Annotated in this window: 13 protein-coding genes; 11 read left to right on the top strand and 2 right to left on the bottom strand. The window is 34.5% G+C overall.

Going from position 1 to position 13743, the window contains the following annotated elements:
- Positions 1 to 8 precede the first annotated feature (8 nt).
- Positions 9 to 977, top strand: coding sequence for a threonylcarbamoyl-AMP synthase (locus tag EA412_02665; GenBank protein ID TVR81550.1), 969 nt, complete (start codon positions 9 to 11; stop codon positions 975 to 977).
- A 71-nt stretch (positions 978 to 1048) separates the two neighbouring features.
- Positions 1049 to 2437 (top strand): DUF1573 domain-containing protein, encoded by a 1389-nt coding sequence (locus EA412_02660; protein ID TVR81549.1) that lies wholly within the window; start codon positions 1049 to 1051, stop codon positions 2435 to 2437.
- A 237-nt stretch (positions 2438 to 2674) separates the two neighbouring features.
- Here EA412_02660 and EA412_02655 read toward each other — a convergent pair whose 3' ends face one another.
- A complete protein-coding gene (locus tag EA412_02655; GenBank protein TVR81548.1) occupies positions 2675 to 3619 on the bottom strand; it encodes a hypothetical protein in 945 nt (314 codons plus the stop codon).
- 61 nt (positions 3620 to 3680) lie between these two features.
- On the opposite strand from EA412_02655, the gene EA412_02650 reads away from it, so the two are divergent.
- The 5 genes from EA412_02650 to EA412_02630 all read left to right on the top strand — a co-directional run bounded on the left by EA412_02650 (position 3681) and on the right by EA412_02630 (position 8963).
- Positions 3681 to 4286, top strand: a complete 606-nt coding sequence (locus EA412_02650) for an SAM-dependent methyltransferase (protein TVR81547.1) — start codon at positions 3681 to 3683, stop codon at positions 4284 to 4286.
- Positions 4273 to 5013 carry a 3'-5' exonuclease gene (locus tag EA412_02645; GenBank protein TVR81546.1) on the top strand — a complete coding sequence of 247 codons (741 nt, stop codon included), beginning with the start codon at positions 4273 to 4275 and terminating at the stop codon, positions 5011 to 5013. Before EA412_02650 ends, EA412_02645 begins: the two co-directional genes overlap by 14 nt.
- Before the next feature lie 10 nt (positions 5014 to 5023).
- A complete protein-coding gene (locus EA412_02640) occupies positions 5024 to 5974 on the top strand; it encodes a hypothetical protein (GenBank protein ID TVR81545.1) in 951 nt (316 codons plus the stop codon).
- Between the two features lie 131 nt (positions 5975 to 6105).
- The gene (locus EA412_02635; protein TVR81544.1) at positions 6106 to 7899 is read left to right on the top strand and encodes an ABC transporter ATP-binding protein; all 1794 of its coding nucleotides are present in this window, start codon (positions 6106 to 6108) and stop codon (positions 7897 to 7899) included.
- Positions 7900 to 7910: 11 nt separating this feature from the next.
- Complete coding sequence (locus EA412_02630) at positions 7911 to 8963, top strand: FAD:protein FMN transferase (protein TVR81543.1); 1053 nt, start codon at positions 7911 to 7913, stop codon at positions 8961 to 8963.
- Here EA412_02630 and EA412_02625 read toward each other — a convergent pair.
- The gene (locus EA412_02625) at positions 8960 to 9172 is read right to left on the bottom strand and encodes a hypothetical protein (protein ID TVR81542.1); all 213 of its coding nucleotides are present in this window, start codon (positions 9170 to 9172) and stop codon (positions 8960 to 8962) included. The two genes, EA412_02630 and EA412_02625, sit on opposite strands and share 4 nt — an antisense overlap.
- 113 nt (positions 9173 to 9285) lie before the next feature.
- Here EA412_02625 and EA412_02620 point away from each other — a divergent pair, with 113 nt between their 5' ends.
- The 4 genes from EA412_02620 to EA412_02605 all read left to right on the top strand — a co-directional run bounded on the left by EA412_02620 (position 9286) and on the right by EA412_02605 (position 13415).
- Positions 9286 to 10074 (top strand): nucleoside triphosphate pyrophosphohydrolase, encoded by a 789-nt coding sequence (locus EA412_02620; protein TVR81541.1) that lies wholly within the window; start codon positions 9286 to 9288, stop codon positions 10072 to 10074.
- Positions 10075 to 10197: 123 nt separating this feature from the next.
- Complete coding sequence (locus EA412_02615; GenBank protein TVR81540.1) at positions 10198 to 11442, top strand: hypothetical protein; 1245 nt, start codon at positions 10198 to 10200, stop codon at positions 11440 to 11442.
- Between the two features lie 29 nt (positions 11443 to 11471).
- Positions 11472 to 12770 (top strand): hypothetical protein, encoded by a 1299-nt coding sequence (locus EA412_02610; GenBank protein ID TVR81539.1) that lies wholly within the window; start codon positions 11472 to 11474, stop codon positions 12768 to 12770.
- A gap of 54 nt (positions 12771 to 12824) precedes the next feature.
- A complete protein-coding gene (locus tag EA412_02605) occupies positions 12825 to 13415 on the top strand; it encodes an NUDIX domain-containing protein (GenBank protein ID TVR81538.1) in 591 nt (196 codons plus the stop codon).
- Positions 13416 to 13743: the final 328 nt, after the last annotated feature.

Below are 13743 nucleotides of genomic sequence, written 5' to 3'. Positions count from 1 at the left end.
CTTTTATTATGAGCATCATTGGTAAGGATATTGAAAAAGTTGTTTCACTTTTAATCAAAGGTGAGTTAGTAGCCATTCCAACAGAGACAGTTTATGGGCTGGCAGCAAACGGACTGGATGAAAATGCCGTTCTTAAAATTTACCAAACTAAAAACCGGCCTGCTTTTAATCCGTTAATCCTGCATACTAACTCCATCGATAAAGTCCGGGAAATTGTTGATACTTTTCCTCCAAATGCAGAATTACTTGCCAAAACTTTCTGGCCGGGTCCGTTAACTTTGGTATTAGACAAATCCGCTTCAGTACCTGAAATAACCAGTGCCGGATTAAACACCATAGCCGTCAGGATTCCAAATCATGCTTTAACATTAGAGCTACTCAGCAAATTACCATTTCCGCTTGCAGCACCCAGTGCAAATGCCTCCGGAAGTATCAGCCCAACAATGCCCGGACATGTTGAGAAAACACTTGGCACGAAGATTCCCTATATACTTGATGGAGGCAATTGTCAAATTGGAATTGAATCAACTATTCTTAAAATAGATAAAGAAAAAGTTTATTTGCTGAGAGCAGGTACAATTAGTGCTGAAGAAATAGAAGAAAAATGTGGAATTAAAGTAATTAAAAACAATATAGACAGGTCTATCCAAAGCCCAGGCATGCTAAGGAGCCATTATGCCCCACAAAAAAAACTACTTGCCTTTAATCGTGAAGAACTGGAAGAATTCATTAAAAATTCAAAAAACCAAGAAATTTGTATTCTGGCTTTTGACACTTATATTGATTCAATTCCTACCCCCAACCAACGTCTTTTATCTGTGAAAAAAGATGAGTTAGAAGCTGCCCGTAATTTATTTAATATGCTTCACGAACTCGATGAAATGGATAGTGAACTTATTTTGGCAGAATTTTTGCCTGAAAAAGGTATAGGGATAGCTATAAATGATAAGCTTAGAAGAGCATCTGCAAATAAATAAATTGCAGAATGAGCATTTCATTTCCGGACAATTTATATATTTAAACATCTCAAACTTTTAAAACAGGCTTTATGACTCACTTCCTTTTGTCATTTAAACTTTTTTTTCTTTGTCAGATTTTACTTAATGGTACTCTCTTTGCTCAAGCTAAAATTGAGGTAGCTGAGACTGAATTTAATTTTGGAGAAGTAGAAATGTGGAATAATGAGCCGGCCGTTTTTTATATTAAAAATACCGGGAATGCTGATTTGGTTTTTTTACCTACCAGGGCAGAAAGAGATATGATGATAGAGTACCCACAAAGACGAGTACCACCCGGTGAAACTTTTTCTTTGCAGGTTTATTATTACACTGAAAATACCGGTAGCTTTTCTAAAAATGCCGAAATATATACAAATGCCTCCAACGAACCGCTTCGATTTACATTAAAAGGAAACATTAAGTCATTGCATCCTTCAGCTCTTACTGAATGCCCGGTAATGGGAACACCAAATCGCTATACACCTCACTATCCTTTAGAGATAATAGTGATAGATGCTGAGAGTAAAGAAAATATTTACGGAGCAAACCTTAAGATTACACAATTTCAGGGAACCTTTGCTCAAAGATGGAAAAATACGGAAAGCCATAATGTAGATTTATCTGCCGGAATTTATAATCTCAATGCTGAAAAAGAAAATTATATACCGAATGAAAAGAGGTTTTCATTTAATGCTCAAAAAAAGTCAGTTATACTGGAACTTACTCCCATAAGCCCTCAAATTGTTCAAACTGAAACTCAAACAGAAACCTCAGAGCCGGAAGAGACTTTTACAGAAGATGAATTTGTTTTTGAACAGTTGGATGATTTACCTGAAATAAATGAGGATGGAACATTTTCATATGATTTGTATAAAACAAACCACATAGTCTTACTATTAGATATATCAATTTCTATGTCATTAGAAAACAGATTTGAATTGATGCAGCAATCTGTCAATTCATTGTTGGATGCATTTCGGGATATTGATAATGTTACATTAATAACCTATGCCGGCAATACAAACGTACTTGCTGAAAATCAGACAGGGAATTCAAAAGTGAATTTACAGAAAAAGGTAAATGATTTAGAGCCCGGAGGTGTAACGCATGGAGTTAGAGGCCTTGAAGTAGCTTATAGTAAAGCAAACAAACATTTCATAGAAGGAGGCAACAATCAAATCATAATCATTACTGACGGACTTTTTAATGATCCTAATTACACTCCCCGTTCACTTTATAGAATGATTAGAAGGGAATACAGGCAAAATGACATTTTACTTTCGGTAGTATGCATAGGAACAGATGAATCCGGAATTAATGTTATGGAGCGCACAGCCCAAAATGGTCAGGGAGGTTTTGTTCATATTTATGAAGAAGGCTTTGCCAAAACAGCTTTGGTGGAAGAAGTGAAAGTTCGTTCAAAACGGACATTTGAGTAGGCAGGGAAGTTCAAAGTCCCAAGAGCCCAAATTCCAAGAATTCGAAGACCCAAGAAAAATGTCAAAATTATGATGGCAAATTGCAAATGTAAAATGGATATGAACTCCATGCAGAAAGACCATAAAGAAGCCCTTTTGCAGAAGGCATGCGGCCTTTATTCCTTACTTGGGGTATATTCATAAAAAAAGGGCAGTAAAAAAATACCGCCCCTTCTAATAAAATATCTTTTAATAAACTTATCTCAAACTGAATTCAGTTTTATCAATTAAATAACCTGACTGATAAATCTCAACATTGTAATTGCCTCCGGAAAAGGCAGCTGTTTGTGACCAATACACACATAAATTTCTGGAGTCTCCCTGATAATCAAAATCAGCCTTAGTTGTGAATTGCATTTGCTCTCCGGTTTCAGCATTTACAAACGTACCTGAACCAAGGTTTTGAACTGCAATTGTTGAACCTTCCGGACTTATAATCCTGATATGTAAGCTTTTCTGTCCTTCATCTGCAACTCTATTTTCCAGAGCTGTAAAACAAACTTTTAATTTCTCAACTCTTCTGGAATTTCTAGTACTTACTTCTCTTCCATTATTTCTATAGCGTACACCCTCGGCCTCTAAACCTTCTAAATCAAAAAGAGAACCTAATTCAACTTTTCTTGAAAGCCCTACTCGCTCATCTTGCAATTCCTGTCTGATATTTCTCTCCTGCTCCAAATCTGCTGTAAGCGACTCTCTCTCCAACATCAAATCTGCAGTTACAGTCGTTAGTGAATCAATTTGACTTGCGAAACGCTCATTCTCTGCTCTTAAGCTCCTGATTAATCGCTGAGCATCGGCTAACTGTCTGGAAGTAACCTGATTTTTTTGAAGCAAATCTTCAATTTCAGTTCTTGCACTTTCCAACTCTGCAAGTCTCATTTCCAGCTCTCTGTCAAGTTCATCATTAATTCCCATTAACTCCTCAATATCGGCTTTTGTCAAATTGTATTCCACCAAAACGCTGTCATACATTGTCTGCAATTCAGTTCTTTCAATTTCTAACTGATCCGCTTTCTTCTTAGTAGAAAGCGTATTATAGGCTAAAAACCCGTTAATCAGTAACAACAAAACAATTAAGCCGATATATAATGGCCTTTTGCTATTGTTTTTTTCTTTTCCTTTGTCCATTTTGTTTTCCATAGTTGAGGATGTTTTAACTTTACTGCAAATCTATTTTAATAATTAAAAAATAAAAACTTTTATGAAAGAATTAAATCCCGAATTTTGGAATGAACGTTATGCAACTGAACAAACCGGTTGGGATTTAGGTATGGTATCGCCGCCATTAAAAAAATATTTTGATCAGTTAACGGATAAACAACTAAAGATATTAGTTCCCGGTGCCGGAAACGCATACGAAGTTGAATATTTATATAAAAAAGGATTCAAAAATATTTTTTTACTGGATTGGGCTATTTTGCCACTTAAAAAGTTTAAAGAACGAAACCCCGACTTCCCTGAAAAACAACTTTTGCAAAAAGACTTTTTCAAACTGTCAGGGGAATATGATTTAATAATCGAGCAAACTTTTTTTTGTGCCTTACCACCTTCCATGCGAGAATCGTATAGTCAAAAAATATACCAACTATTAAAACCAAATGCAAAACTGGTCGGATTATTGTTTCAAATACCCTTAAATACTGACAAACCTCCTTTTGGAGGCAGTAAAGAAGAATATATTGATTATTTTAGTCCTTTCTTTGAGTTTATTACCTTTGAAACAGCCAAAAACTCACACCCTGCAAGGATAGGGAATGAAATTTTCATGATTTTAAAAAAAAGAACTTTATCAAATGTTAACTCCTGAATTAAATAAAATTTTAGTTATTGATGTTGAAACGGTGCCGGTAAAACCTGCATTTAATGAGCTTTCACCTGCATTGCAAGAAATTTGGACTGAAAAGGCTAATAGAGTAGACCCTGAAGTACCGGCAGATGAATTATTTTTTAAACGTGGGGGTATTTATTCTGAATTTGGCAAAATCATTTGTATTTCAGTGGGCATTTTTATACGCAACAATGAGGAAAACAATCTCCAAATTAAGATAAAATCTTTTTCAGGAAATGACGAAAAAAATCTTTTAAGCTCTTTTGCTAAGATGCTAAATCAGTTTTATCCTAATCCATCAGCTTTTTTCTTTTGTGGGCATAACATCAAAGAATTTGATATTCCTTACATTTCCAGAAGAATGTTAATTAATAGAATTCAATTGCCTCAATCCCTCAGGCTTCATGAAAAAAAACCGTGGGAAGTGAATCATATTGATACCATGCAATTATGGAGATTTGGTGATTATAAAAACTTCACATCTCTAAAGCTGTTAACTGAGCTTTTTGAAATCCCCACACCCAAAGATGATATTGATGGCAGCAAAGTAGCTGAAGTATATTGGAATGAAAAAAATCTCGCCCGTATAGTTAATTATTGCAACAAAGATGTAGCTGCAACTGCTCAATTGTATCTTGCGCTTTCCGGGTTTCCTTTGATCCAACCTGAAAACGTTATATATGCAGATGAAAAAAATCCCGAATAAAAATTAAAAAATGAAAATTAGTGGTTTTTCAATGGTAAAAAACGGATATAAGCTGTATTATCCAATTAAAGAAGCTATCCAATCAATCCTCCCAATAGTTGATGAATTTGTAATTGCTGTAGGCGATTGTGATGAAGATGATAAAACCATAGAAATTATTGAAGGTATTAACTCTTCAAAAATCAAAATAATACATACCAAATGGGATTTAAAAAAATATCCTCGGGGTATGGAAAATGCACACCAAACAGACATAGCAAAATCAGCATGCACAGGAGACTGGCTTTTTTATTTGCAAGCTGATGAAGTGGTTCATGAAAAATATCTGGATGTCATTACCAAAAGGTGTGAAGAACTATATGAAGACAAAGAAGTAGAAGGTTTACTATTTAAATACAAACATTTTTGGGGCGATTACAATCACTATCATAGAGCCCATGGCTGGTATCCCTATGAAATAAGAATTGTCCGAAATGATCCTGAAATTCATTCCTGGGAATCGGCTCAGTCTTTTAGAAGAATTCCGGGATTTGATATGTTAAATTACAGACAAAAAGAAGGTACTTATAAATTAAATGTGGCTTTGGTAGACGCTGAGATATATCATTACGGGTTTGTCAGACCACCTGATTTTATGCAAAATAAAACTAAAGCTTTGGCTGATATTCATCAAAGTAGAGGTGCTGATGAAAAAAATAAAAAAGAGTTTGCCCTTTTTGACTACGGTCCATTAGGAAAGCTCGAGAAGTTCAAAGAAACACATCCGGCTGTTATGCAAAACAAAATAGAAAGTTTTGATTGGGCAGATATGTTAAACTATACCGGAAGTGACAATAAAAAAAGAAAAGAACACAGACATGAGCGATTTAAAAACCGATTTATGACGTTAATAGAGAATACATTTTTTGGCGGAGAAGAAATTTTAGGCTTTAAAAACTACAATTTATTGAAAAATAAATAGAAAATTGGAAATTGGAAACCATCTTTTAGGCTAAAATTTTGGTAATGCTAAATTTACATTTAATTTTAACCCTCAATTAATAAGCATCAATATTAACGCATTAATTTGCTATTTATACTTAATCTGATTTTATGAGCGATAAATTGTTATTAGAAGTAAAAGACTTACAAACTGTATTCAGTACAGAAGAAGGGATTGTTAAAGCAGTAAACGACGTAAGTTTTACTTTAAAAAGGGGTGAAACCTTAGGAATAGTAGGAGAATCCGGTTCAGGTAAATCTGTAACTTCTCTATCTGTTATGCGATTAATTCCTGACCCACCCGGAAGAATTACAAATGGTGAGATACTTTTTCATCATAAAGACGGAAAAGTTTTAGATTTGGTTAGCGCACCTGATAAAGTCATGCGAAAGTACAGGGGAAATCATGTTTCTATGATTTTCCAGGAACCCATGACATCTCTGAATCCGGTTTTTACCTGTGGCGATCAGGTAGCAGAAGCAATTATTTTGCATCAAAAGAAATCTTATAATGAGGCAAAAAATCTTGTTAAAGCCCTTTTCGAAAGAGTAAAATTGCCGGACCCGGAAAGAATTTTCAAAGCTTATCCACACCAACTTTCCGGTGGACAAAAACAAAGAGTTATGATTGCGATGGCTATGTCCTGCAATCCAAGTCTGCTGATAGCCGATGAGCCTACAACTGCCCTTGATGTTACTGTTCAGGCTACAATTCTTGAACTAATGAGAGAGTTGCGCGATGAAATAGAAATGAGTATGATGTTTATTACGCACGATTTGGGTGTAATAGCTGAAATTGCTGATAAAGTTATCGTTATGTACAAGGGTAATATCGTAGAATCCGGAGATATTTTGGATGTTTTTAGCAATCCACAACACCCTTATACAAAAGGACTACTTGCCTGCCGACCACCTCTGGGCAAAAGATACAGTAAATTACCTACTGTTTCTGACTTTATGAAAGAAGATGAAGAGGGGAATATTATTGAACTTGAGTCTGACCTTGAAAAAGTTCTTGCTGAAGTTGAGGTTACTTCTGAACATACCGCTCAAAGATATGATAAACTTATGCAGGACGAACCGGTATTAAGTGTCAGAAATTTAAAAACTTATTTCCCTTCTAAAACAAACTTTTTTGGAAAAGTTTTGGAACATGTGAAAGCAGTAGATGATGTTACCTTTGATGTTTATCCGGGAGAGACGCTCGGACTTGTTGGGGAATCAGGTTGTGGAAAAACTACTTTAGGAAGAACTATCTTACGTTTGGTCGACCCGGTTGGTGGTGAAGTAATTTACAAAGGCAGAAATATTCTTGATGTTTCTCAAAGTGAATTAACAAAACTGAGAAAAGAAATGCAAATTATTTTCCAGGATCCTTACTCATCTTTAAACCCCAGAATGACAATAGGAGATGCAATTATGGAGCCAATGGAGGTTCATAAATTGTATAGCGGTCAAAAAGAAAGAAAGCAAAAAGTAATTGATTTACTGGAAAAAGTAAACCTAAAAGCAGACCAGTTTAACAGGTATCCTCATGAATTTTCAGGTGGCCAGCGCCAAAGAATATGTATCGCCAGAGCTCTTGCACTTAACCCAAGCTTTATCGTTTGTGATGAGTCTGTATCTGCTTTGGACGTATCTGTTCAGGCTCAGGTTTTAAATCTTTTAATTGAATTGAGAGAGGAGTTTAAATTCACCTATATATTCATCTCTCATGACCTTTCAGTTGTGAAATTTATGTCCGACAGAATGATCGTAATGAACCAGGGAAAAATTGAAGAAATGGGTAAAGCTGATGATATATATAATAATCCTCAACGTGAGTATACTAAAAAGTTAGTAGATGCAATACCTAAAGGCAATATTGAAGAAATAAAAGCCAGAGTCCTGAATAGAAATCTGTAAATTATCCCTAAATGAACAATCGCATTCTTTTTCCTTTTCTCCTTTTTATATTAAGCTTAAACTCCTGCTCTCAACAAGACAGGCCCTCACAAATTGAGATTAACGGCAGGACAATGGGCACCACTTACGATATTAAGTATGTTATGCCGGGGCAACCGGTTTCTTATCAGGAAGGTATAGACTCTGTATTAAGAGTTGTAAATCAATCTATGTCAACCTATATTGATACTTCTATAATCAGCATTTTCAATAAAAGCAAAGACACTACCCACTGGCATGCTGTAGATCTCCATTTCCAGATAGTTTTTATGGAAAGTGTTGATGTTTATGTACAATCATCAGGTGCTTTTGATCCTACTGTTATGAATTTGGTTAATTATTGGGGCTTTGGGTTTGAAGACGCTTATAAAAACTTGAGTCTTAAGGATACTATTTCTGTAGATAGCATTTTGAAATTTACGGGACTCGATCTCATTGATTATCATTTTAACCCCAATCAGGAATTGGTACTAAGAAAAAAACATCCAAACGTATCTCTTGATTTTGGTGCCATAGCTAAAGGATATGGTGTTGATGTAGTTTCTGACTACTTAGTTAGTAGAGGAATACAAAATTTTATGGTTGAAATTGGTGGCGAAGTTCGCACTATGGGAAAAAATGTTAATGACAGAGTTTGGCGTATTGGAGTAGAAAAACCTACTACAGAATTTGGAAATGATGATAATGAATTTCAAAGCATAATTGAGTTAAATAATAGTGCTCTTGCTTCATCCGGTAATTATAGAAATTATCATGAGATAAATGGTGAAAAAATAGGTCACACTTTGAATCCAAAAACAGGCTTCCCGGAAACTAACCGACTTTTGAGCATTACTGTAATAGCCGACAATGCAATGAGAGCTGATGCCTATGCCACAGCAGCTATGGTATTAGGACACGAAAAAGCGTTCGAATTAATCGAATCGAATCCTATATTGGAGGCTTTATTGGTTTATTTGGGAGAGAACGGTGAAATTGAAGTGATGATGACTGAAAAAATGAGTGATTTGATTATTGAAATTTAACCTTTTACTCTATCTAACTCATCCCCCTGACAAGGTTCTTCTGCTTTTTTACCACAAACACTACAATCCCCTACCTGATTTTTTAACATAGGATTGTTCGATGCACAAGTCCCACGGAATTCTCCATCTTTAACAAAAATCAGGCGCAGAGAAATCATTCCAATCGCTAATGAAACTGTAATAATTGTAAATAATATTGTTGTCAGCATAAGTTTTGTACTTTTATTTGTTTATACAACACCAATTTCAATCTTCTTGTTCATTGAATTTCGAAAAGGAAAGCAAAGATAACGTATTTTAGCAACTGAAAAACAAAGCTGCAATGAAAATAAATAAAACTCAAGAAAGTCAAGCTTTTGAAAAGTTACTTATCATTATGGATGAGCTGAGGGAAAAGTGTCCCTGGGACAAAAAACAAACCATGGAAACGCTCAGGCCTCTTTCTATAGAAGAATTATATGAACTCTCAGATGCAATTATAAATAATGATTTACCCGGTGTAAAAGAAGAATTAGGTGACCTTATGCTCCATATCGTTTTTTATGCTAAAATTGCGCAAGAAGAAAAGGCATTTAATATAACAGAAGTACTGAATGAAATTTCAGAGAAGCTTGTTAGAAGACATCCACATGTATATGGCGAAACCCGGGTTGAAAATGAAGAAGATGTTAAAAAAAACTGGGAGAAACTTAAGCTTTTAGAAGGAAAGACATCTGTTTTAAGTGGTGTTCCTCAATCACTACCGAGTCTAATTAAAGCACAAAGAATTCAGGAGAAGGCTGCAAAAGTTGGTTTTGAGTGGGACAAAACAGAACAAGTTTGGGAAAAAGTTAAAGAAGAAATAGATGAACTTGAAGAGGCCCGAAAAGAAAATGCCGGAGTAGAAAAACTGGAAGAAGAGTTTGGAGATATACTTTTTGCTTTAGTAAATTATGCAAGATTTATAGGAGTAGATCCGGATAATGCACTTACTAAAACTAATAAAAAATTTATCCGCCGATTTAGTTACATTGAAAAAGAGGCAGAAAATAGTGGTTTAAATCTTAATGATATGACACTCGACCAAATGGATAACCTTTGGAATGAAGCTAAAAAACTGAAAAAAAATTGACCATTTCTTTAAAGAAATTTTTTCAAGTTAGATGCAATTTATAAAAAACATTATCTTCATAATATTAACTTATATAAATTTCTGAAAACCGGTTTCACATTGAATATCCTAAAATATTAAAACATGAAGTATTACCTATCGTTTGCAATCTTACTGATTATATTACAGGTGACTTCAACTTCATTAAAAGCCGGTGGATTTCAAATTTCTTTAAATGCAGCCGGAAATATTGCCATGGGGCATACCGGAATAGCAAATGCTGAAAATGCATCCGGAATATATTTTAATCCGGGTTCTTTAGTTCACAACCCCAAGCGCTCTATAATAAGCGGTTTCAGTTTAGTAGATTTAAGAATGGAATTTGAAGATGAAATTTCAGGACAAAAATATACTAATGAATATGGGAACTCTTTCCCTTTATATTTTTATGGAGACTGGGCACTAGACTCAACAAGCAGATGGAGAGTCGGAATGGGAATTTACAATCCCTTCGGAAACAATTTGGATTGGCAGGACCATTGGCCGGGTCGCTTTGTTACCAGTGAGATAGATTTAAAAACATTCTATTTTCAGCCTACAGTTAGCTATAAAGTTACTGAAAGATTAGGCATCGGTCTTGGGCCAATATTGGCTTACGGAGATGTTTTAATAAGAAAAGATATACCCTTAGCTATTAATGATATGACTGACGGAGAAGTCTTGTTGGAAGGCAATGCTATAGGTTGGGGGTTTAATGCAGGTATTTTTTATGATTTAAACGATTTTATAAATCTGGGCGTTTCATTTATATCAAATGTAGATGTAGCGCCTAATGATGGTACTGCTACTTTTAATGTTCCTGCACTTTTGAGAGATTCTTTTCCTGATGGAAATATTTCTACCAGATTACGATTACCTTTTCATACCGGTTTGGGTATTCAAGTTAAACCAAGTGAAAAATTTAGCTTAAACTTTGATCTAAATTATACCGGCTGGTCATCCTATGACTCTTTAATTGTTCAATTTGAAAATACAACAAGCGTTTTAAATGATACCAGAGAACCCCGCCTTTATAAAAATAATTTTGCTTTTCGATTTGGAGGGAGTTATAAACCTGCTAATAATTTAATAATACGTTTTGGAACCTATTTTGACATGACTCCTGTGCAGGATAATTTTTTATCCCCTGAAACACCTGATTCAGATAGAATTGGTCTTAGTGCCGGCTTAAGTTTTAAATTAGGCAAATCACTTATGGCAGATTTAAGTGTTTTGTATACCGAAACTATGCAAAGAACTGAAAAAACTGAGCTTAATTATGCAGGACTGGGAGGCAGTTATAAAGGGAAAGCCCTTATTGGAAGTTTTGGACTTTCTTTCTTTTATTAAAATTGAACTTTAAACATACATACCAAAAGATGAAAAAATGCTTATTTACTGTTACTGCTCTGTACTTACTTTCTTGCACTCCTGAAATTGAAAGCACAGACCCCTTCTCCGGAGATTTGGATGTTCAAAATGTATTAATCATCGGAGATTCTTATTCAGCCGGTTTATCTAATGCTGCTCTTTCAGAAGATGATATGAATAATAGTCCTTCTCAAGGTATCATAAATGCTTTCGCAAGCATTGGTATTTCAAACATAAACTCTGCTGAATTAGAATCAGACTTAAAAATTGGTTTTACTGACAGTGTTTTTCATTCTGCTTTTAATCTGGAAGAATGGGTTGACTGCCTTGGAGATACCATTACTTTCCCTCGTAAAATAGAAAAGGACATACCCGCCGGAAATTGGTTTTCTCCTGCTGAAAATACCTTTGTAAATAATATTTCTTTACCGGGTTTAACACCTGATATTTTTATTGACCCTTTTGTATTTGCTGATATTTCTCAAAAACCCTTTGTTCAAAGCTTTTTTAATGATACAATTCAATCTTTTTTACACTATCTGGCAGACTTTACAGCAGACTTTGTATATCTGAATATAGGTACAGAAATGATAGTTGACAATATACTCAAAGGTTCACTTCAAAGTCTTCTCTCCCCTGCTGAATTTGCTAATGCAGTAGAGGTATTGCTTGATAGTATTTATACTGAAAATAATTTTGGGGCAATAGCAACAATTCCGGACGTACTTGACTTTCCCTTTTTTCATGTAGTTCAATGGAATGGTCTTGAATTAGATGAAGAGCAAGCTCAACTATTAACTCAAGTATCACCTCTAAATTATGATTATCAAAAAGGGAATAATCCTTTTCTGCTAAAAGGAAAAAATGCTGAAGGAAATAGATTTGCAACTGAAAATGATTTTATTCTTTTTTCATTACCTTTAGAAAGAGTTAAGTGTAATTTTCTCGGTTCCTTATCCCCTTTACCTACCCAATACTACTTAGACTTAGAAGAGCAACAATTTCTACAAAACAGAATCAATCAGTATAATGCTGAACTGAATCGCATTGCATTAGAATATAACTATGCATTAGTTGATTTTCATGCTTTGTTTAAAAAAATTGGAAGTGGATATCTGGAAAAAGGAATTGATTTTAACTTTGATTATCTAACCGGGCAGTTTTTCTCTTTAGATGGCTTATATCCCACTCACAGAGGATATGGGCTTATCATAAATGAAATTGTAAGTAGTATTAATAAAAAATATCAATCAGGTCTTAAAGGAGTTAACATTACAGGCAGAAAGTCCATTATTTTTCCTGACTAATTTTAAAGCAGACAAGGGTTTTTAGTTTTTAGAAAGTTAAAACATTAAATTCTTATGGCAGAAAATATAGAACTTGAAAAAGAAGGTATAGTATATAGTGGATACTTAAAAATCAAAGAGGGAAGTATCAAGCATAAATTGCCGGGCGGGAAAACCGTTGAATATAAGCGAGAAAAAATTGATAAAAAGGATGCTGTCTGTGTCTTACTATACCATAAAATCAGAAAAACTATAATCTTAGTATCTCAATTCCGATATGCAGTAAATGACAGAATTAAAGAGCCCTTGCTTGAAGCTGTTGCCGGTATAGTAGATAGTCATGATAAAACACCGGAACAGGCAGCTATTCGGGAATTAAAAGAAGAGACAGGGATTAGGCTAAAGAAAGAAAACTTAATTTTTTTGACAGAAATATTTCCTTCACCGGGATATACATCTGAGAAGATATTTATCTATCTGGGACTAATAGATGAGGATATTGAAATTAAAAAAACAGCCGGCGTTGAAACAGAAAATGAATATATTGAAACCGTTGAAATCCCGGTAAAAGAATTTTACAAAAGCTGTTCTGATGGTAGAGTAGCAGATGCTAAAACAGTGATTGCCGGATTGTTAAGTGTATCTAATGCTCACATCATAATTTAAAAAGCTAGAGTGTATACATAAAAAAAGCCTGTAACTTAGAGCTACAGGCTTTTACTTTAAAGGGTTGGCGACGACCTACTCTCCTATTTTTTGCAACGGGTCACCCGGTTCTATATTTTTGTTTCATGAAGTAGTTTTTAATTTGCTGCATGCATCTACCAACATTTACAGAATCAGGGTTTTAAAATAATAGAACATTCGAACATTCGAACAATCGAATAGTGAAGTAAATTGAAAGAAAATAATATATAAATACTGCATCAGGAAAAAAGTAAAGAAACCGATTAATTTTAGTAACATTCTAATTTCTAATTTCTTCATTCAGATG

Source organism: Chitinophagaceae bacterium, from assembly GCA_007695095.1.
Lineage (GTDB): Bacteria > Bacteroidota > Bacteroidia > Chitinophagales > REEL01 > REEL01.
Note: the sequence above shows the minus strand (reverse complement) of the source record. Positions and strands in the feature narration are given on the sequence as shown.